This is a genomic window from Corynebacterium sp. 2571A, assembly GCF_055700935.1.
On sequence record NZ_JASTTE010000005.1, the window covers coordinates 72762 to 93772 of the forward strand.

The 21011-nt window shown below is 66.1% G+C and carries 17 protein-coding genes; 10 read left to right on the top strand and 7 right to left on the bottom strand.

All coding sequences use genetic code 11. The features are described 5' to 3' along the window. Positions 1–81: 81 nt before the first annotated feature. Together QQS53_RS10450 and QQS53_RS10455 are read right to left on the bottom strand one after the other, a co-directional pair. Positions 82–1266, bottom strand: coding sequence for a sensor histidine kinase (locus QQS53_RS10450; protein ID WP_472775773.1), 1185 nt, complete (start codon positions 1264–1266; stop codon positions 82–84). Between the two features lie 323 nt (positions 1267–1589). Then, a complete protein-coding gene (locus QQS53_RS10455; RefSeq protein WP_472775774.1) occupies positions 1590–1781 on the bottom strand; it encodes a hypothetical protein in 192 nt (63 codons plus the stop codon). 422 nt (positions 1782–2203) lie between these two features. Here QQS53_RS10455 and dnaK point away from each other — a divergent pair, with 422 nt between their 5' ends. The 5 genes from dnaK to exaC all read left to right on the top strand — a co-directional run bounded on the left by dnaK (position 2204) and on the right by exaC (position 8368). After that, positions 2204–4066 (top strand): molecular chaperone DnaK, encoded by a 1863-nt coding sequence (gene dnaK / locus QQS53_RS10460; RefSeq protein WP_472775775.1) that lies wholly within the window; start codon positions 2204–2206, stop codon positions 4064–4066. Beyond that, complete coding sequence (grpE, locus tag QQS53_RS10465; RefSeq protein WP_472775776.1) at positions 4066–4803, top strand: nucleotide exchange factor GrpE; 738 nt, start codon at positions 4066–4068, stop codon at positions 4801–4803. The genes dnaK and grpE overlap by 1 nt, the downstream gene beginning before the upstream one ends. A 126-nt stretch (positions 4804–4929) precedes the next feature. Further along, on the top strand, positions 4930–6120 hold the full coding sequence (gene dnaJ, locus QQS53_RS10470; protein ID WP_472775777.1) for a molecular chaperone DnaJ: 1191 nt from the start codon (positions 4930–4932) through the stop codon (positions 6118–6120). A gap of 13 nt (positions 6121–6133) precedes the next feature. After that, complete coding sequence (locus QQS53_RS10475; protein ID WP_472775778.1) at positions 6134–6544, top strand: heat shock protein transcriptional repressor HspR; 411 nt, start codon at positions 6134–6136, stop codon at positions 6542–6544. A gap of 303 nt (positions 6545–6847) precedes the next feature. Next, positions 6848–8368 (top strand): acetaldehyde dehydrogenase ExaC, encoded by a 1521-nt coding sequence (gene exaC / locus QQS53_RS10480; protein ID WP_472775779.1) that lies wholly within the window; start codon positions 6848–6850, stop codon positions 8366–8368. Here exaC and QQS53_RS10485 read toward each other — a convergent pair. Further along, positions 8365–9543, bottom strand: a complete 1179-nt coding sequence (locus QQS53_RS10485; RefSeq protein ID WP_472775780.1) for an alpha/beta hydrolase — start codon at positions 9541–9543, stop codon at positions 8365–8367. The genes exaC and QQS53_RS10485 overlap by 4 nt on opposite strands. Next, positions 9540–9821 carry a hypothetical protein gene (locus QQS53_RS10490; RefSeq protein WP_472775781.1) on the bottom strand — a complete coding sequence of 94 codons (282 nt, stop codon included), beginning with the start codon at positions 9819–9821 and terminating at the stop codon, positions 9540–9542. The genes QQS53_RS10485 and QQS53_RS10490 overlap by 4 nt, the downstream gene beginning before the upstream one ends. Before the next feature lie 104 nt (positions 9822–9925). On the opposite strand from QQS53_RS10490, the gene QQS53_RS10495 reads away from it, so the two are divergent. After that, positions 9926–10741, top strand: coding sequence for a carbon-nitrogen hydrolase family protein (locus tag QQS53_RS10495; protein ID WP_472775782.1), 816 nt, complete (start codon positions 9926–9928; stop codon positions 10739–10741). Positions 10742–10753: 12 nt separating this feature from the next. On the opposite strand, the gene QQS53_RS10500 is transcribed toward QQS53_RS10495, so the two are convergent. Together QQS53_RS10500 and QQS53_RS10505 are read right to left on the bottom strand one after the other, a co-directional pair. Further along, the gene (locus tag QQS53_RS10500; RefSeq protein ID WP_472775783.1) at positions 10754–11935 is read right to left on the bottom strand and encodes a 2-polyprenylphenol hydroxylase; all 1182 of its coding nucleotides are present in this window, start codon (positions 11933–11935) and stop codon (positions 10754–10756) included. Between the two features lie 45 nt (positions 11936–11980). After that, a complete protein-coding gene (locus tag QQS53_RS10505; protein WP_472775784.1) occupies positions 11981–13045 on the bottom strand; it encodes an LLM class flavin-dependent oxidoreductase in 1065 nt (354 codons plus the stop codon). A gap of 247 nt (positions 13046–13292) precedes the next feature. On the opposite strand from QQS53_RS10505, the gene QQS53_RS10510 reads away from it, so the two are divergent. Then, a complete protein-coding gene (locus QQS53_RS10510; protein WP_472775785.1) occupies positions 13293–14144 on the top strand; it encodes an endonuclease domain-containing protein in 852 nt (283 codons plus the stop codon). 143 nt (positions 14145–14287) lie between these two features. Here the strand turns inward: QQS53_RS10510 and QQS53_RS10515 are convergent, their stop codons facing one another. Continuing rightward, positions 14288–15418 (bottom strand): NAD(P)-binding domain-containing protein, encoded by a 1131-nt coding sequence (locus tag QQS53_RS10515; protein WP_472775786.1) that lies wholly within the window; start codon positions 15416–15418, stop codon positions 14288–14290. A 266-nt stretch (positions 15419–15684) separates the two neighbouring features. On the opposite strand from QQS53_RS10515, the gene QQS53_RS10520 reads away from it, so the two are divergent. The 3 genes from QQS53_RS10520 (at position 15685) to clpB (ending at position 20962) form a co-directional block, all read left to right on the top strand. After that, entirely contained in the window at positions 15685–17055 is a 1371-nt protein-coding gene (locus QQS53_RS10520) for a sodium/glutamate symporter (RefSeq protein ID WP_472775787.1), read from the top strand. A 140-nt stretch (positions 17056–17195) separates the two neighbouring features. Continuing rightward, positions 17196–18284: a hypothetical protein gene (locus tag QQS53_RS10525; protein ID WP_472775788.1), complete on the top strand. Its 1089-nt coding sequence runs from the start codon at positions 17196–17198 to the stop codon at positions 18282–18284. Between the two features lie 101 nt (positions 18285–18385). After that, entirely contained in the window at positions 18386–20962 is a 2577-nt protein-coding gene (clpB, locus tag QQS53_RS10530) for an ATP-dependent chaperone ClpB (RefSeq protein ID WP_472775789.1), read from the top strand. Positions 20963–21011: the final 49 nt, after the last annotated feature.

Consider the following 21011-nt stretch of genomic DNA (forward strand, 5'->3'; position numbering starts at 1 on the left):
GGAGTGTTCTAGAGAGTGGTTGAGATGGTAACAAGCGTTAGCATAACTTAACTCAATGATATTCGCCAAGGTTATGTGAGATTACCGACGTGTATAGCTATGTGGCGGAAGAGATAACGTGACTTCCCAAGCGCCGTCGTTCTCTGTGCTGGCGAGCTTGGCGTCGATCGTGGTGGCGATCCGGTGCATAGAGGCCTGGCCGATGCCCGAGGACATCGAGTTGTCGGCCACCCGTGACGTCGCGATCGGGTTGGAAATGGTCAGGCTAATCCATCCCAGATAGGGCCGGACGGTCAGTCTAATCTCCGCACCCGGAGGGGAGTACTTGACGGCGTTGATGCACGCCTCGTTGACGATGGCGGCGACCGCGTCGAGGACGTCCTGGCTAAAGCTGGGATCGAAGTCGTCCAGCATGATCGTAGTCTTAGGTCGTCGGTTCAGCTTCTGGAGCCGGGCGGCTTCTTCGGTCAGCAGCTTCGCGAACGTGGTGGGCTTCTTGCCGGTCTTGTCGCCGATGCCGAGCACCGACTGGGGATCGTCGTTGGCGCTGCGCAGGACGCTGGTCAAGGCGCGGATCTCCGACATGGTCGAGCGCATGGAGTCGCTGAGCTCATCGAGGCGCTCGGCGAGCTTGGGATCCTTGGCGTATTCCAGGCTCAGGGCCTCCAGCTGCATGGTGTTGACGGTCATGCTGGACACGGCCGAGTTGTGCAGCATCTCGGCGAGATCGTTTTGCCGCCTGCGTACGTCGCGGTCCCACTCCACCATGGCCGATTTGTAGCGCCGGGCCGAGTGCCCGTAGGCGCTGCCGATGACGATGCCCAGGCTGACGTAAATGCCCCAGGTGGCGGCCGTGGGGAGGTTGACGGTGGTTTGGTCTGAGGCCGGATCGATGAGGCCGGCCACCCACATCGTCAGCCCCGCGCCCGCGGTGAGCCACACCCGCCCGTGGTAGGCCACGATGGCTGCCAAGACCGGAACGATAAAAATACAGCTGAGGTAGGTGTTGTGCGTGCTGAGCGAGGCGCTCATCCAGATGATGAGAAACAGCGCCGTCATTGCCAGCGGGTAGCGGTAGGCCCCCACGGTCGCGCAGCTGAGCACTATTCCCAGCACCACGGAGACCAACTGGAGTTCCGGCGGCTCCATAGCTGCCCCAAGCAGGCTGAGCAGCAGGCAAAAGGCGCCTACCACGATTGCTGCCCGTTCCAGCGTCATCACGGATCGGAGCTTGCGCAGGGCAGGCAGGGGGCGTAGCGCCGACATGCGGACTCCTTTGGCGAGCGGAACGAGGTGCGGTCTTGATGAAAGTTCTGTATTCAACGTTAGTCCGTAAGGGATCGTCCGAGCTAGGCGGAGTCGGAGTGGTGGAATCAGGAAGGTGGACGTGGTGCGGTGGGGACAGGTGGCATCGTTAGCGCTGCGGTGCTGGCGCCAGTGTTGTGTGCTGCCACGGGCTGAAGATAGAGGAAACCCCCGCCGTCCGAGTCTGTCCCATGCGGTGCTCTTTTTAGGAGCGACGCGAACTCGGGTGGCGGGGGAAGTTCAGTGAAAGAGTCTCGTGCCTCTATTTAGTGGAGGTTTAAGGCTTACTTGGAGGCAGCTTCGGTGGACTCGGCAGCCTCAGAAGCGGAGTCCTCGGAGGAGGACAGGCCCTCGAAAGCGGAGGACAGGCCCTCGCCCTCGGCGCCCTCGGAGGAGCCGTCGATCAGGCCGGAGATACCCTTGATGAGCTGCTCGAAGTCGATGGCGGAGCTGAGGTCGGTCAGGAAGTCGAACATGATAGTTCCTTTCGGTGTAGAAGAATCTGAATCTCTCGAGTAGGAGCAGCCCGGGGTGGTCGAAAAACCAGCCAGTCCCGTTGCTGTTGCGACCGTTCCCGGCTGCTGTGCTTTACAGTCTGCCGAGTTTTGCGCCTCTTGCCTATCCTCTTTCGGATACTTGTTGGAGGTAACTTTCGGACACGCTCGCGGAACCGAAGGTGGACGATGTGCTCTGGCCTGGAAAAACAGGGATATTTTAAAAAAGTTGAGTCGAGTGGGAACAACTTTGGCGGTTGGTGCGTTGTGTAGATTGAGTGGCCAGCACTCAGGTTTGGAACAACTTGAAGCAACCTTCTGTTAGAGTGGCTGACGTACTCATCAGAAGTTGAGCCACAGGCAATCAACTTAAGAGAAACAAACACTTAGAAGGAGAAAAAACTATGAGACGCGCAGTAGGTATTGACCTCGGTACCACTAACTCGGTGGTTTCCGTGCTGGAAGGTGGCGAGGCCACCGTTATCGCTAACTCGGAAGGCTCCCGCACCACCCCGTCCGTCGTGGCATTCGCCAAGAACGGGGAAATCCTGGTCGGCCAGTCCGCTAAGAACCAGGCGGTGACCAACGTCGACCGCACGATCCGCTCCGTCAAGCGCCACATCGGCACCGACTGGACCGTCGACATTGATGACAAGAAGTACACCCCGCAGGAGATCTCCGCCCGCACGCTGATGAAGCTGAAGCGCGACGCGGAGTCCTACCTGGGCGAGGATGTCACCGACGCGGTCATCACCGTGCCGGCTTACTTCGAGGACGCACAGCGCCAGGCCACCAAGGAAGCCGGCCAGATTGCAGGCCTGAACGTCCTGCGTATTGTCAACGAGCCGACCGCCGCCGCACTGGCTTACGGCCTGGAGAAGGGCGAGCAGGAGCAGACCATCCTGGTCTTCGACCTGGGTGGCGGCACCTTTGACGTCTCCCTCCTGGAAATCGGCGACGGCGTCGTCGAGGTCATGGCCACCGCCGGCGATAACTCGCTGGGTGGCGACGACTGGGACCAGCGCATCGTCGACTGGCTGGTCGAGAAGTTCAAGAGCGCCCAGGGCATTGACCTGACCAAGGACAAGATGGCTCTGCAGCGTCTGCGCGAGGCCGCGGAGAAGGCCAAGATTGAGCTGTCCGCCTCCCAGCAGGCCAACATCAACCTGCCGTACATCACGGTGGACGCTGACAAGAACCCGCTGTTCCTGGACGAGACCCTGACCCGCACCGAGTTCCAGAAGATCACCCAGGATCTGCTGGACCGCACCAAGGCTCCGTTCAACCAGGTCATTAAGGACGCCGACATGTCCGTTGGCGATATCGACCACGTCGTCCTGGTGGGTGGCTCCACCCGTATGCCGGCCGTGTCCGACCTGGTCAAGGAACTGACCGGCCGCGAGCCGAACAAGGGCGTTAACCCGGACGAGGTCGTCGCCGTGGGCGCTGCCCTGCAGGCCGGCGTCCTGCGCGGCGAGGTCAAGGACGTACTCCTGCTGGACGTCACCCCGCTGTCCCTGGGCATTGAGACCAAGGGTGGCGTGATGACCAAGCTCATCGAGCGCAACACCACCATCCCGACCAAGAAGTCCGAGACCTTCACCACCGCGGAAGACAACCAGCCTTCCGTCCAGATCCAGGTCTTCCAGGGCGAGCGCGAGATGGCTTCCGCCAACAAGCTGCTGGGCTCCTTCGAGCTGGGCGGCATCGCTCCGGCACCGCGCGGCGTTCCGCAGATTGAGGTCACCTTCGACATCGACGCCAACGGCATCGTTTCCGTGTCCGCCAAGGACAAGGGCACCGGCAAGGAAAACACCATCAAGATCCAGGATGGTTCCGGCCTGTCCCAGGAGGAGATTGACCGCATGGTCAAGGACGCCGAGCAGCACGCCGAAGAAGACAAGAAGCGCCGCGAGGAGCAGGAGACCCGCAACAACGCGGAATCCACCTCCTACCAGACCCGCAAGTTCCTGGACGAGAACTCCGACAAGGTCTCCGAAGAGTCCAAGACCAAGGTGACCGAGGCTGCCGATGCCGTCGACGAGGCCCTCAAGGGCGACGACATCGAGGCTATTAAGTCCGCCGTGGAGAAGCTGTCCACCGTCTCCCAGGAGATGGGCAAGGAGATCTACGAGGCACAGGCTGCCGAGGCCGGCCAGGAAGGCCAGGCCGGTGACGCTGGCGCCCAGGGAGATCCGAACGTCGTCGACGCTGAGGTCGTGGACGAGGACACCGACAACACCGACAACAAGGATGGCGACAAGTAATGACTCAGTTCAACGGAATGCCGGATAACCCCGGCGACCCGGACAACACCGATCCGGAGGCTACCTCGGCGGACCGTGCTGAGGAAGCTGCCGCCGAGGCTGCCGATGCCCAGTCGGCCGCAGGCGACCAAGCCCAGGCCGACGCGGAGGCGGACGCCGCCGAAGAGGCCGTGCTGGATCCCACGCTCGAGGCAGACGTCGACGAGGCCCTGGCCGACGTCGAGGGCGACGTCGACCCGGAGGCGGCCGGCGAGCCGAACCTCGAGGCACAGCTGGCCGAACGCACCGAGGACCTGCAGCGTCTGAACGCGGAGTACACCAACTACCGCCGCCGGACCGAGCGCGAGCGCCAAAGCGTGATCGACAACGCCAAGGCGCAGGTCATCGCCCAGCTGCTGCCCATCCTCGACGACCTCGAGCTGGCCCGCCAGCACGGGGACTTGGAGGACGGCCCGCTCAAGTCCATGGCCGACAAGCTCAACAACGTGCTGCAGGGCCAGAAGCTCGCCGCCTTCGGCGAAGAGGGCGACGCCTTCGACCCGGAGATCCACGAGGCAGTGCAGGATCTCTCCAGCGGCGACGAGAAGGTGCTGGGCACCGTGCTGCGACGCGGCTACCGCGTCGGCGACCGGCTGGTGCGCAACGCGATGGTCATCATCGCCGACCCCAGTGATTCGTCCGCATCCGCGGATGCGGCGGACGGCGGCGCGGACTCGCACGGGTCCGAGCAGAGCTAGTTCCTAATGGTGGCGCCGGGGGAGGTTATCCTCGGCGCCCCTTTTATTTAGTCTTAGATAAAGTTTTTAGTAACCACATAGCGAGGATGAGAAACACTATTTCACCTCGAAAGGAGGAGATGCCCAGTGAGCGCTAAACCAGAATGGGCAGACAAAGATTATTACGCGGATCTGGGGGTCTCCTCGTCCGCGAGCGCTAGCGAGATTAAGCACGCTTACCGCAAACTAGCCCGGGAAAACCACCCGGACGCCAACCCGGACAACCCGGAGGCGCTGGAGAAGTTTAAGAAAGCCGCCGAGGCGTACGACGTCCTTTCCGACGAAAAGGAACGCAAGGAGTACGACGACTTTAAGGCCATGCTGCGCAGGGGCGGCGGTTTCGGCCGGGCAGGAGGCGCCGGATTTCCCGGCGGGTTTCGCCAAACGCACGGGGCGCAAGACTTCGACCTCTCCGACCTCTTCGGGAACGCTGGACAAACTGGAGGCGGTGGTTTTGGGGATATCTTCAGTGGCGTTTTCAACCGCGGCGGTGGTGCTGGCCACGCAGCTCGGCCGACGCGCGGGGCGGACGTCGAAACGGAAATAACCCTCGAGTTCCGCGAAGCCGCCAAGGGCAGCACCATCCCGCTGCAGCTCAGCGGCGAGGCCCCGTGTACCACCTGCCACGGCTCAGGCTCGAAGACCGGCCATACCACCACCTGCACCCAGTGCAACGGCACCGGCTTTACCTCGGAAAACCGTGGGAGCTTCGGGTTCTCCGCGCCCTGCCAGAACTGCGGCAGCACCGGGCAGACAGTCACCGATCCGTGCTCTACCTGCAACGGCACCGGCACCGTCCACCGCACCCGCTCTATCACCGTGCGCATCCCGGCCGGCGTCATCGACGGCCAGAAGGTGCGCCTGGCGGGCCAGGGCGAGGCCGGACCCAACGGCACCCCGGCCGGCGACCTGTTCGTCTCCGTGCACGTGAAACCCGACCCGGTCTTTAGCCGCAAGGGCGACGACCTGGAAATTACCGTGCCGGTTTCCTTCGCGGAGCTAGCGTTGGGCGACACCATTGCGGTGCCGACCCTGGATAGCCCGGTGCGCGTCAAGGTCCCGGCGGGCACGCCGGACGGCCGGACGCTGCGCGTGCGCAACCGCGGTATCCCGACCCGCGGCGGCAAGTCCGGCGACCTGCTGGTCACCGTCCAGGTCAAGGTTCCGAGCAACCTGGACGCCGCCGCCTCCAGCGCGCTGCGCTCCTACGCCCAGGCCGAAAAGGACTCCGGGTTCAACCCCCGCGCCGGATGGGCCGGGGACACCACGCGGAACTAGGAGGTGAGAAGCTATGAGCGAGTTTTCTAGCATGTACGTCATCTCCGTAGCCGCGGAACTGTCCGGTATGCACGCCCAGACGCTGCGTACCTACGACCGCCTGGGGCTAGTCACCCCGGCCCGCACGAGTGGCGGCGGCCGTCGCTACTCGGACCGCGACATCTCGATGTTGCGCAAGATCCAGAACCTCTCTCAAGAAGACGGGGTCAACCTGGCCGGCATCAAGGCGATCATCGAGCTGACCGAGGAGCGCGACAAGCTGGCCGCCGAGCGCGACGACTTGGAAAACGAGGTCGCGCAGCTGCGCGCCGAATTACAAAAGCGCAGCAGCCAGCCGCAGCGCGGCGAGCTGGTCCACGTGCCGCGCTCGACCTCCGTGGTCATGTGGTCCCCGCGCCGCGGTGGCAAGCACCGCCCGGCTTAAGCGTGGGCGTTTGCGCTCTGTTTAGACCGCGCCCTGTGCGCTGTGCGCTGTGCGATGTGCACGGCCGGGTCAATCCCTGTTCCCCGACTGCGGGGGCAGGGATTTTGTTTCTTTCAGCTGGTGGTTTGGCAGGTGATTTGGCTGGTGGTTTGGCTGGGAAAAGAAAACCCCTAGCGGCGGGCGCGTCAACTGGATATGATGGCGGGCAAGAATTCGTGACTGGGCTCACTAAGCGGAGCTTCGTGCGAACGTCTTCACATAAGCCACTTTCAATGCCGACTACCAGTTGAAGGACTTCACACCATGACGCAGTACGCAAACCCCGGCACCCCGGACGCAATTGTTAACTTCCGCGAGCGCTACGACAACTACATCGGTGGGCAGTGGGTCCCGCCGGTCGACGGCGAGTACCTGGACAACATCACCCCCGTGACCGGCGAGGTCTTCTGCCAGGTCGCCCGCGGCAAGGAGGCTGACATCAACCTGGCTATCGATGCCGCCGAGAAGGCCTTCGAGACCTGGGGCAAGACCTCCCCGGCCGAGCGCTCCCTCGTGCTCCTGCGCATCGCGGACCGCATTGAGGAAAACCTCGAGAAGATCGCCGTCGCCGAGACCTGGGAAAACGGCAAGGCCGTGCGCGAGACCCTCGCCGCGGACATCCCGCTGGCCGTGGACCACTTCCGCTACTTCGCCGGCGCCATCCGCGCCCAGGAGGGCGGCATCTCCCAGCTGGACGAGGACACCGTGGCCTACCACTTCCACGAGCCGCTTGGCGTCGTGGGCCAGATTATCCCGTGGAACTTCCCGCTCCTGATGGCCGCGTGGAAGATCGCCCCGGCCCTGGCCACCGGCAACTGCATTGTCCTCAAGCCCGCCGAGCAGACCCCGGCCTCCATCCTCCTGCTCCTCGATCTCATCGGCGATATCCTGCCGGACGGCGTGCTCAACGTGGTCAACGGCCTGGGCGACGAAGCCGGCGCCGCGCTGTCGGGCTCCGACCGGATCGCCAAGATCGCGTTCACCGGCTCCACCCCGGTCGGCAAGATCATCAACAAGACCGCCGCGGACAAGGTCATCCCCGTCACCCTGGAGCTGGGCGGCAAGTCCCCGTCGATCTTCTTCCCGGACATCATGGACGAAGACGACTCCTACCTGGAAAAGTGCGTCGAGGGCTTCGTCATGTTCGCGCTGAACCAGGGCGAGGTCTGCACCTGCCCGTCGCGCGCCTTGGTCCACGAGGACATCGCGGACAAGTTCCTGGAGCTGGCCATCGAGCGCGTGAAGAAGATCAAGATCGGTCACCCACTCGACACCGAGACCATGATGGGCGCGCAGGCCTCCCAGGAGCAGATGGACAAGATCACCGAGTACCTGAAAATCGGCCCGGACGAAGGCGCCGAGACCCTCATCGGCGGCAACGTCAACCAGCTCGACGGCCTGGAAAACGGCTACTACATCGAGCCGACCGTCTTCAAGGGCACCAACGACATGCGCATCTTCCAGGAGGAGATCTTCGGCCCGGTGCTGTCCGTGGCGACTTTCAAGGACTTCGACGAAGCCATCCAGATCGCCAACGACACCAACTTCGGCCTGGGCTCCGGCGTGTGGTCGCGCAGCCAGAACATCTGCTACCGCGCCGGCCGCGCCATCCAGGCTGGCCGCGTGTGGATTAACCAGTACCACAACTACCCGGCGCACGCCGCCTTCGGCGGTTACAAGGAGTCCGGCCTGGGTCGCGAGAACCACCTGATGATGCTGGATCACTACCAGGAGACCAAGAACATGCTCGTGTCCTACTCCGAGAAGCCGACCGGCCTGTTCTAACCTCCTGCCTTCCCACGGGCGATGTCGCCGAGGTGTGAAAAGAACCGCGGATCCGAGAAATACGAACCGTGATCGCCATAAACCGGGTCGGGCCAGGGGCTCGCCCCGAAACCGCGGCTGGTGGGATCGGGGCCGTGGATACCGCCCCACGGTGAGGCAACCGCGTCGATCGGATCCCCTTTCGCCGTCAGCGCATGCACCTGCGGGTCGTCGCCGTGCAGGCGGTAGTCCCGCGTGCTTTCGGCCACCGCGCCGGGACTGCCCAGCAGGACCAGGTTGTCCGCTTCCAAGCCTTCCGACTGGGCGGCGGCGGAGCCGGCGACGACGCTGCCGTAGGAATAGCCCACCACGGTCTGCCGCGCCTCCGGGTAGCGCTGCCGCAACGAACGCTGGAAGCGGGACAGGTCCCGGCCGGCGCGCTGGGCGGGCTCCGCGTGGACCCCGTGCGCGAGGCCGGGCGGGGCGGCGTAACCGGCCCAGGCGATGGCCGGCCCGCCCGTGGCCTGGGCTATCTGCCGCGTCCTGTCGATGGTGCGCTGCCATTTCTCCGGCTCGGCCGAGCCCACCCCTTCGATGAAGGTGGTGACGCTGGCCGGCTCGGTTGCCACCGGCTCCCCGGGCGGCGGGACGAGTGCCACCATCCGGCCTTCCGAGACCTCCAGGAGGCGGATATCCGGGTTGGACCGGGCCAGCTCCTGAACGAAGTCGGAGGAGGTCACCAGGTTGAGCTCGTGGATGGCATTCACACTCAGGTCCTCAAAATCGCCCAGCCACTGCGGCGGCTCCGGCAGCGTGCCCGTGCACAGCGCGTCGATGCTGCGCGCGCACGCCCAGTCCAACCCGTCGCCGATGCCGCGCAGGGCCATCAATAGCGGCGTCGCCGCGGCCCCGCCCAGCGCCAGGACGACGCGGCCCTCCAGGTCTTCTAGGTGGGCGTAAAGCTCCGCGTAAGTGTGCAGGAGCCCGGCGGCCAGCCGCATCTGCTGCGCTTCGGGATCGAGCTGCCGGGCGTAGTGCTGCAGGTTTCGGCTGGCCACCAGCGATGCGTCGCCGCTTAGTCCGGCCCATAATAGCGTAGCCCCATCATGGGTAAGGCGTTCCGAGCGTTCGGCGAGCGTCCCGCTGGCCGCGTCGAGGTCCCCGGCGGCTTGCCGGAGGGCGAGCGAGGTCGTCATCGGAGCTGCCCACCTTCGAAGGCGGAAGCCAGCGTCTCATCGATGCCTACCGCGTGGTCGAGGAAGCGGGAGAGGTCGGTCAATTGTTCCTGGCGGCGCGCCTCCCAGCCGGCGGTGCGGGCGTTCCAGGCGGCGTGTGCGCGGTGGAGCGCCGCCGCCGTCCGAGCGCCGTAGCGCCCCACCGGCGGGAAGGTCTCTCGTACCGGGTAAGGGTAGGTGGCGGATAGTTGTCGGCGGACTAGTTCACGGGCAGAGCTGCTAATAGTTAACTGGTTCATGCCTTTAGTCTGAAGGCTTCGTCCACGCCGGCGCTAGGGCTGTCACGGATCCAGGGCCAGTATTTTCCTCGCAACCCGGCGGATATCCCCCTAGTGTGGAGACCATGAAGATTGCAGCAGTCCAGGTAACCACCGGTCCCGACTGGGCGGAAAACCTCGCCAAAGCCGAAGGTCAGGTACGCATAGCGGCGGCCGACGGCGCGCAACTGGTGGTGCTACCGGAAGCGACCATGCAGGCCTTCGCCACGGGCCGCCTCGACGAGGGCGCCCAAGACCTAGATGGTGAATTTGCTCAGCGCCTGCACGCGCTCGCTAAGGAGCTGAACGTGACCGTGGTGGCGGGCATGTTCAGCCCCGCCGACAGCTACGTCAAAGGCGACAAGACCATCAACCGCGTCTACAACACCGCGCTGATTACCGGCCCGGATATCCACCGCGGCTACGCGAAGATCCACACCTACGATGCCTTCGACTACCGCGAGTCCGACACCGTGCGCCCCGGCGTCGACCTCGTGACCTTCGAGGTGGGCGAGTGGACCGTCGGCGTGGCAGTCTGCTTCGACATCCGCTTCCCGGACCAGTTCCGTGCCCTGGCTCAGCGCGGCGCGCAGCTCATCGTCGTGCCTACCAGCTGGGCCGACGGCCCGGGCAAGCTCGAGCAGTGGCGCCTGCTGTCTGCGGCCCGCGCGCTGGACTCGACCAGCTACCTGTGCGCGGCCGGCCAGGCCCGCCCGGGCGGCAACGACGAGGCGGGCACCCCCTCCGGGCCCACGGGCATCGGCCACTCGGTCATCGTGGACCCGCAGGGCAAGCGCCTGGCCGAGGCCGGCTACGAGGAAGAGATCATTTACGCCGACATTGACGCCGACGAGGTCGCGGAGGTGCGCCGCTCCCTGCCGGTGCTGGAGTCGCGGACCTAAAGCAGCGCACGGCTAGGCCTGGAAACCTGCCGGCTGCCAGTCCGCGGCTTCGCCCCCGACGCGGCTGGCTAGCCGCGTGATGCCCGGGCCGACCACGTGGGTGGGCCGCCCGCCGGCGATGGCGCTGATGGCCGCCGCGGCATCGTCTGTGACCGCGACGTCGAGGGACTGCGCCGGATCCGCCGGGCTCAGCAGCCACGGATCCCGCGGGCTTTCGGCCAGGTGGTGGAAGTGTACCCAGGGCGCCAGCGCGGCGAAGTTCTCCTGGAAATGGGTGTCGTAGAAGGCGCCGGGGCTAGCTGCCAGCCGAATGACATCGATGCGCGCGGGCTCGGGCACCTTGCCCGCGGCGACGTCGGCCCACAGCGCTAGCAGGTGGGCCTTGTGCGCGGCCCAGCCGGTGCTGCGGCTGACCAGGACCTCGGCGTTGGCGGCCCCGTCGGCAAAATCCTGGGCCGGGGCGCCGAGCGTCCACCAATCCCCGGGGTGGGAACGGATGAGGGAGGTAGAGGCATCGCCGGCCGCGGCCAGGTGGAATTCCAGCTGTCCGGTCGCATCCACCGGGGCGGCCGGGGTCATCTCCCGCCAGGTGCCGGGCAGCAGGGAAGACGTCACGGGCACGGACTGGCCGGGTGCACAGTCCACGGCCGTGCCGATTTCCACGTGCACGATGGCGGTCGCCCGGTTGGGCTTGCCCACCGCCACCACGCGGCCCGCGTAGGCCGGCGGGACGCCGGCGACGTCCGCGGCGTGGTGGGCCGAGCGCATCACCTCGCAGACCTGCGTGAAGACGCTGGAAAGCCGCCGCGAAATGGTCGTCGACGCCCCCACATCCTGCAGCGCCTTCCCAAAGGCGCCAGCCAGCGTGGAATAGAGCTCGGCGGGGAAGCCGTGGCGGCGGTGCGCGCGGGCCATGTCCTCGAGCCGCTTCGTGACCGCGGCGGGGATGACCAGCTCGCCCGGTTCGACGCGCACGGAGCGCAACAGCCAGGCCAGCGCGGGCAGGAAGTCCGCGTGGACGCGGTGCTGGTCCCAGGAGAAGACTTGGCGCGACTCGACCACGTCTATAAACAGGTTCTCGTGCACCGCGCGGTGGAGGCGATCGGCGTCCGGGTGGCCGGCCTCGATAAGCTCTGCCGCTTCCTCCAGGGAAAAGGCAGCCGCCAGCCCGTAGGTCTCCACACGCGAATTCATGCCCCTCAGTCTACTGGGTCGGTTCGGCCGGCCGGCGCGGGCGGGCTAGATCTCGTAGCCGGTGACCGGGCCTTCCGTGTTGGGCTGCCAGCCCAGCTCCGGGGCGACGTGCTTCGCGAAGTTCTCCAGGATCTTCACGTTGGTCTCCAGGCCCATGGCGGTCGGGATGGTCAGCAGCAGGGTATCGGCGGCCTCGATGGCCGGGTCCTCGCGCAGCTGGGCGATGAGCTTGTCCGGCTCCGCCGCGTAGGTGCGGCCGAAGGTGGACGCGCCCGTGTCCGGCAGGATGCCCACCTGGTCGTGGCTGGTGGCCTGCATGCCGAAAAGCTGGTGGTCGGCGCCGTCGACGATGGGGAAGATGGACCGGGAGATGCTCACGCGCGGGGCCCAATCGTGGCCGGCCGCGGCCCACGCCGCGCGGTAGCGGCGAATCTGCTCGGCCTGGATTTCGCCCAGGGTCTGCTCGGAGGTCTCCGAGACCAGGGTGGACGACATCAGGTTCACCCCGTCGCGGGCGGCCTGCTCCGCCGACTGGTAGGTGCCCGAGCCCCAGAAGATATTGCGGCGCAGCCCAGGCGAGTGCGGGAAGACGGGCAGTTGCGAGCCCGGCTGGAACATGTTCGGGTACTGGCGGTCCAGGGGCGCGGCGGTGGCCATGCCCGTGCCATCGATGCCCGCCAGGAAGCGCTCGAAGTTCGCACGCGCCAGGTCGGCGCCGTTGGGGGCCTGGGCGCGGTAGCCGAAGGCCTCCCAGCCGCGCTCGGCCACCTCCGGCGCGCCGCGGGAGATGCCCAGCGCGACGCGCCCGTCGGCGATCTGGTCCAGGGCGGCGGCTTCCTCGGCCAGGTAGAGCGGGTTTTCGTAGCGCATGTCGATAACGCCAGTGCCCACCTCGATGCGCTTGGTGCTGCCGGCCACCGCGCCCAGCAGGGGCATCGGGGCGGAGGCCTGAGGCACGAAGTGGTGCACGCGGAAGGAGGCGTTGTTCACGCCCAGCTCGTCCGCGGCCTGGGCGAGGTCGAGGTGGATGCGGGCGACCTTGCTGGCCGAGGGGCCGCGCTGGTTGCCGAATGCGTAGTGTCCGAAGCTTAAGAATCCGAAGGCTTTCATGCCCGCCATTGTAGTGGACGTGTCAACAAAGGGGAAGGGGCTGGGTGCAGGGTGCAGGGGGCGTAGGGGGTGTAGGGGCGTGGGGCTCGCAAGCGGGGCGCAACGAGAGTTCCGGACGAGTTTTGGTCCGTGGGCACGCTCCCGTCGCGAAAAATTGATCGGAACTCTCGCGCGCTCCGGCAGGATTCTCGCGCGCCCCGGCCACGCGCCCTCCGCTGCTAGCCTGTAGCGCAGGGGGGAATACTTTATGGACGACATCGTCGTGTCCGGCGTGGACGCCAAGACGCTGTGGCGGCGCGCGGCGGCCGGAGTTTACGTCAAGATTGCCAAGGGGCTGTACCTGACGCGGGAGCCGACGCCGGGGGAGCTGTTGGCAATAATTATGCGCCGCTGGCCCCGCGCGGTGGCCACCGGGCCGACCGCGCGCGAGATCTACCTGGGCCAGCCGCTCAGCTTCCCGCTGCACCTGGCGGCCTCGCGCAAGCTCCCGCGGTCTGCGTACGTGGCCGGCTACCGGACCCAGCGGCTGGCAGTGCTCCAGATGGAAGGGGCACGGGTGCATATACCTGCCCAAGCTATTGACCACTGCGCTGACGAAGAGGCCATCGAGCTGCTGGAGCAGACCTACCAGGGCAGAAAGGCGAAGAGCGTGCTGGAGCGGCACAACTCCGGCCTGCGGCTCAGCAAGCGGGCGCGTGACCTTATTGGGCGGGCTTCCATCGGCAGCGATTCCCCGCTCGAGCGCAAACTCGTGCGGGCCTTGCGGGACGCCGGGCACCGGGTGGAGACCAACGTGCGGGTAGGGCAGTACTTCTTTGACCTCTACCTGCCGGAGCTGAAGATGCTCATCGAGGTGGACGGCTATCAGTTTCACACCGCGGAGTCGCCCGACACCTTCATCCGGGACCGGTGGAAGGCCAACGAGGCCACGCAGGCGGGGTACACCGTCTTGCGCTACAGCGGCAGCTGCGTGCACTACCACCTCAATCGGGTGGTCAAGCAGGTGACGCAGCCGCGGCCGGCGCCCATGTCATCCAACGGGGTGTGGAACTGGCACTCGGGCATTATCCGGGAGGTATCCTGGGCGCGCTATCGCTAGCCGGCGCTAGCCGGCGCGAGTCGGCGGGCCCGCGATTAGGAGAGTTCCGATCAAGTTTTCGCCTCCGGAGGGGAGCTGCGGGTCAAAAGTTGATCGGAACTCGCAGAACCAGCCCAAAACCAGCCCAAAACCGGCCCGAAACCCTAAGCCTCGCCCAAAATCTCCGCCGCACGCTTAGCGGCCAGCCGGCCGGCGCGGGTGGCGCCCACGGTCGAGGCGGTGGAGCCGTACCCGGCCAGCAAGGCGCGCGGGTTGGCGGCCGGGGTGACCTCGTCGAGCATCTCGATTCCCCCGCGCGCACTCCGCAACCGCAGTCCCGCCAGGTGGCCCAGGTGCGGGCGGAAGCCGGTGTTCCAGAAGATCGCGTCGACCTCGATGTGCGTGCCGGCGGGAAAGGGGCGCCAGGCCTTCGCGCGGGTTTGCGCGTCCGCGTCGTGGACCTCCGGGCCGCCCGTCGCGGAGTCGCGGGGAGCGGAGAAGGTGACGCCGGTGGCATCGATGGCGCTGAACATGCCGCGGGAGACCAGCAGGCCGCGGTCGACGGCGTCCAGGTAGTTCTGCCACGGCGGAATCCCGGTGGTGGACACGACGGAGGCGGGGCGCTGGCCGGCGTGGGTGCGGGCGCGCACGCTGTCTTCGACGGCGCGGCCCCAGCGGGCATCGAAGGCGGTGGCGACGAAGTCCGGCGGGCGCCGGGTGGCCCAGATGGTCTCCGTGACGCCTTCGAGCTCCAGCAGGAACTGCACGGCGGACAGGCCGCCGCCGACGACGAGGGTGCGCTGGCCGGCGAAATCGGCCGCGCGCGTGTAGTCCTTGGTGTGCAGCTGGCGGCCCCGGAACTTCGCCGCGCCGGGAACGTGCGGAATAAAGGGGCTGTCCCAGGTGCCGGTGGCATTGATGAGTACCGGCGCGTGGAAGCTGCCCGCGGTGGTCGCCAGGTGGAAGAGGCGGGCGGTGGCATCGTAGTGCACGTTTTCCACCCGGACTGGGCGGCGCACGTCGAGGCCGAAGCGGTCTTCGTAGGTGCCGTAATAGTCGGCGACGACGCGGGAGGCCGGCGTGGAGTCGTCGCCGGCCGGGGCGGCTAGGCCGGGGAGATCGGCAATCCCGTGCGCCTTGCCCAGGGTGAGCGAATCCCAGCGGTGGCGCCAGGCGCCGCCGGGGCCGCGGTTGGCGTCGAGGGCGATCGTGGACACGCCGCGTCGCTTTAGCTGCTGGGCGGACGCGAGCCCGGCCTGACCGGCGCCGATGACCACAACTTCGGCTGAGTGCATGCCCGCTAGTCTAATGGTTTGCCGAGGATTGGCCCTTTTTATTCGGGGGTAATGGGGTCCAAATAAAACACCCCGGTATGTTGTATATCACCCGTAAGCAAGTAATGTGTTCACGGTCAGACCTCCCCCAAAAGTCAGCTTTTTCGAATTTGGCGTGCCGCGGTGACAGCGGTTCCACGGCGGATTCACAGGCCGGCGCCCCGCGGGGAGCGGCCGCGGCCCACGGTGGGCGGCGGCAATTCACGATGAAGGTGAAAGGATAGCCGGTGGAAGAGTTTTCTGCTTATTCCCTGATGTTGGACGTGGGCTGGATTTCGTTGCTCATGGTGATCGGCAACGTCCTGCGTCACAAGGTCAAGTTCATTTTCCAGGACCTGCTCCTGCCCGCCCCGATCACGGCTGGCCTACTGGGCCTGCTGTTGGGCCCCGAGGTGCTGGGCTGGATCAATTTCTCCGACGCGCTGGGTGATTACACCTCCCTGCTGATCGCCGTCGTCTTCGCCTCCATGGCGTATTCCATGGAGGTCGGCGGTTCCATGCGCAAGGGCGCGCGCAACATGTGGGGCTTTTCCACCATGATGTTCACGGGCCAGTGGGGCCTGTTCATCCTGCTGGGCGTCTTCCTGTTCATGCCGGCCTTTGACACCCCGAACTGGTTCGGCATGATGCTGCCGGTCGGCTTCACCGGCGGCTTCGGCACCGCCGCGGCGGTCGGCGGTGCGCTGGAGGGCGTCGGCGCGGAGGCCGCGTCGTCGCTGGGCTTCACCTCGGCTACCGTGGGTACGCTGGCCGCTATTATCGGCGGCGTCGTCGCCGGCAACTGGGGCATTCGCCGCGGCAAGGTCTCCCACGTCCCGAAGGAGCTGCCGGAGGAGCTGCGCCGCGGCTACATCCGCAACGTGGAGGACCGCCCGTCCCTGGGGCGGGCGACCACCAACCCGTCCGCGATTGAGCCGCTGACCCTGCACCTGGGCTTCATCGTTCTGACCGTCATGATTGCCTACCTCATCAACTCGGCTATCTCCTCGGTCTGGGAGAACGTCTCCATCCCGCTGTTCGCCATGTCCATGGTCGTCGGACTCATCATCCGCGCCATCATGAACGCCATCGGCGCTAACGACTACCTGGACCGCGAGGCCATCTCCACGGTCTCCGGTGCCGCCACCGACTACCTGATTGCTTTCGGTATTGCCGCCATCGTGCCGGCCGCCATCGCGAGCTACTGGATCCCGCTGCTGGTCCTGTTCGTGCTGGGTACCATCTACTGCACCTTCTTCCTGCTGTGGTTCCCGGCCGAGTTCTTCGGCGAGCGCTGGATTGAGCGCGGCATCTTCGGCTGGGGCTGGGCTACGGCCACCGTCGCCACCGGTATCGCCATCCTCAAGATCGTCGACCCGAAGCTGGAGTCCGGCACCCTGTCGGAATACGGCATGGCCTACGTGGGCTTCGGCCCCTTCGAGATTGGCATGACCGTCGTGGCCCCGATCGCCGTGATTTACGGCTTCACCGCCGGCCTGGGCTGGATCTCGCTGGCGATTGCCGTCGGCATCTACCTCACCTTCCGGTTTGCCGGCTGGTTGCCGCCGCGCGGCACGATCTTCAAGGAAGGCATCGGCCACGTGGGGCAGAAGTCCTAAAAGCTCTACGCCGCCAGCCGCCGCACCCCGAGCGCACAGGGGTCGCGGCGGCTTTGTCGATCCAGGGTTCGATCCGCGGCCGGCCCCGCGCGTAGAATAAGCTTCCCCGAATATATAGAGAGAAAAGGTGCGTGACGCGTGTGTCCAAGTGGGGAGTGCTGGTCGATAATGGCCTGCCCGCCCGAGTGGTCAATCAAGAACTAAGTGATGCGGACGTGGTGGTGGAGTCGGTGCCCACGGATGGCTCCGGCAACATCGCGCTGTCGGCCTCGGCGGAGGCTATTCGGACCCGCTATGGCTGGGACCGGTTCGTCTACGTCACGGATATGCCGATGACCGCGGACGGCGACCCCGTGGCCGCGCAGGTGGTCGGGGAGGCCGGCGATGCCGCCATCGTGAGCCTGCCGGCCTTCGGCTTCCGGCTCGGCCGCCAGAACCTAGCCGAGCGGGTCCGGGCCTTCGGGCAAAGTGGCCAGTGGTCGGGGCCGGGCAAGGAGGTGGCCCCGTCGCACGTCGACGGCGCGGATGAGCACGCCGATGCCACCTTCGTCACCGGCCAGCGCGCCCGCTTCGTCGGCGGCATGGTGCGCACCAACCGCCCCGGCCGGATGCTGACCGCCCTGGCCAGCTGCCTGGCGGTCACGGTCGCCACCGGCGGGTTCGGTATCTTCTACGGCTCGGTCTGGCAGATGGCGCACGCGCTCAGCCCCCAGCGCCTGGCCCTGGTCAGCGTGGTGGCCATCGTGGTGCTGTCCACCTGGCTGGTCATCTACAACGGCATGTGGCACCGGGTCTCCCACCAGACCTCCCGGCAGCGCGCGCGGCTGGACAACGCCTCGACGGGGCTGACAGTGCTGGTGACGGTGCTGATGATGTTCGCGCTGACCTTCTGCGGCATGGCGGCGCTGACCGTGGTGGTCATCCCGCCGGACTACCTAACCGAGCAGCTCGGCGAAGCGGTTGGCTGGCGTGACTACGTGGATATCGCGTGGTTTACCACCTCGCTGGGCATCATGGGTGGCGCCCTGGGCTCCAACTTCGACGGTTCGGCCAAGGTGCGCCGCGCGACGTTCTCTGACCGGGAGAACGAACGCCGCGACAGCGACGAGGAGCAGCCCAGCGGCTGGCGCGAGGACGAGCACGAGGGTGGCTACGAGGGTAGCCACCGAACCAACCCGAAGCCAAGAAGGCGGCCGAAACCCAAGAAAAATAAGATTTTCGAAAGTTGAGTGGAATATACTCAAGTTTTTCTGCGTTACATCTAGTGAAGCCTCTACAGTGGGATCATCGCCCCGAGGTAGGGAGATTTACTTAAAGGAGAAAGCAGATTATGAATTCATTCAACCCAACTACGAAAACTCAGGAGGCCCTGCAGCAGGCGCTGCAGACCGCCTCCGCGGGCGGGAACCCGGATATCCGCCCGGCCCACCTGCTGGCGGCCATCCTGGACCAGCAGGACGGCATCGCCGCCCCGGTGCTCAAGGCCACCGGCGTGGACCCGCAGACCGTGCTGCAGGAGGCCCGCGGCCTGGTCGACGGTTACCCGAAGGCCGAGGGGTCGAATATGGCCAACCCGAACTTCAACCGGGACGCGCTCAACGTGCTGACCCGGGCCCAGGAGTTGGCGGGCGAGCTAGGGGATGACTACGTCTCGACCGAGGTGCTGCTGGCAGCCATCGCCGGCTCGAAGACGGACGCGGCGGAGCTTTTGACCAGCCGCGGCGCTACCTACGACGCCATTAAGGGCGCGTTCCCGTCGGTGCGCGGGGCCGCCAAGGTCAACACGGAAAACCCGGAGGACCAGTTCCAGGCCCTGGAGAAGTACTCCACCGACCTGACCGCCCGGGCGCGGGAAGGAAAGATCGACCCGGTTATTGGCCGCGATCAGGAAATCCGCCGCGTGGTGCAGGTGCTGTCGCGTCGTACTAAGAACAACCCGGTGCTCATCGGTGAGCCCGGCGTCGGTAAGACCTCGATTGTGGAGGGTCTGGCCCGCCGCATCGTGGCCGGTGACGTGCCGGAGTCGCTGAAGGGCAAGACCCTCATTAGCTTGGACCTTGGCTCGATGGTCGCGGGCGCGAAGTACCGCGGCGAGTTCGAGGAGCGCCTGAAGGCGGTGCTGGATGAGATTAAGGCCTCGGAGGGCCAGATCATCACCTTCATCGATGAGCTGCACACCCTGGTCGGCGCCGGCGCGACGGGCGAGGGCTCGATGGACGCGGGCAACATGATTAAGCCCATGCTGGCCCGCGGCGAGCTGCGCCTGGTGGGCGCGACCACCCTGGACGAGTACCGCAAGTACATCGAGAAGGACGCGGCCCTGGAGCGCCGCTTCCAGCAGGTCTACGTGGGCGAGCCCTCGGTGGAGGACACCATCGGCATCCTGCGTGGTCTGAAGGAGCGCTACGAGGTGCACCACGGCGTGCGCATCCAGGACTCGGCGCTGGTCTCGGCGGCGGAGCTGTCGAACCGCTATATCACCAACCGTTTCCTGCCGGACAAGGCCATCGACCTAGTCGATGAGGCCGGATCCCGCCTGCGGATGGAAATTGATTCCTCCCCGCAGGAGATCGACGAGCTCGAGCGCGTCGTCCGCCGGCTGGAGATCGAAGAGCTGGCGCTGAAGAAGGAATCCGACGCCGCCAGCCAGGACCGCCTGGCCAAGCTCCAGCAGGAGCTGGCGGATGAGCGGGAGAAGCTGGGCGAGCTCAAGGCCCGCTGGGCTAACGAGAAGAAGGCTATCGACGAGGTCCAGGAGGCCAAGGAGGAGCTCGAGGAGCTCAAGCGCAAGGCGGAGATCGCCGAGCGCGACGGCGACTACGAGCTGGTCTCGGAGCTGCGTTACGGGCGCATCCCGGAGCTGGAGAAGCAGCTGGCGGATGCCGAATCCCGGGCGCATACCCAGTCGGAGAGCAACTCCATGCTGACCGAGGAAGTCAGCCCGGACGTCATCGCGGAGGTCGTTTCCGCGTGGACGGGTATCCCGGCCGGCAAGATGCTCGAGGGTGAGACCGAGAAGCTGCTGAACATGGAGGAGATCCTGGGACGCCGCGTGGTGGGCCAGTCCGAGGCTGTCAAGGCCGTCTCGGACGCGGTGCGCCGCTCGCGCGCCGGGGTCGCGGACCCGAACCGCCCGACCGGTTCCTTCCTCTTCTTGGGCCCGACCGGCGTCGGTAAGACCGAGCTGGCCAAGGCCTTGGCGGACTTCCTGTTCGATGACGCCTCGGCGATGGTACGCATCGATATGTCGGAGTACGGGGAGAAGCACTCCGTCTCCCGCCTGGTCGGTGCCCCTCCGGGGTACGTTGGCCACGAGGCCGGCGGCCAGCTCACAGAGGCGGTCCGCCGCCGCCCGTACACGCTGGTGCTCTTCGACGAGGTGGAAAAGGCCCACCCGGACGTCTTCGACGTCCTGCTGCAGGTGCTGGACGAAGGTCGCCTGACCGACGGCCAGGGCCGCACGGTGGACTTCCGCAACACGGTCATCATCCTGACCTCCAACCTGGGTGCCGGCGGCACCAAGGAGGAGACCATGGCGGCGGTGAAGAAGGCCTTCAAGCCGGAGTTCATCAACCGCCTGGACGACGTGGTGATGTTCGAGAGCCTGTCGACTGAGTTGCTGCGTGGCATCGTGGACATCCAGCTGGCCAACCTGGCCGAGCGCCTGGCCGCCAAGCGCCTAACTCTGGACGTGGCGGACGAGGCCAAGACCTGGCTGGGCGAGCGCGGCTACGACCCGGACTACGGCGCCCGCCCGCTGCGCCGGCTTATCCAGCAGGCCATCGGCGACAAGCTGGCCCGCAAGCTGTTGGCCGGCGAGATCCGCGACGGCGACACCGTGCAGGTCACCGTGGCCGCCGACGGCGAGTCCCTGGACCTGCAGTCCACCGAGCAGCCGGCGGACTAAGGCACACGCGTTAAGGCCCCGGCCGCCCCACTTCTCAAGGCGGGGTAGC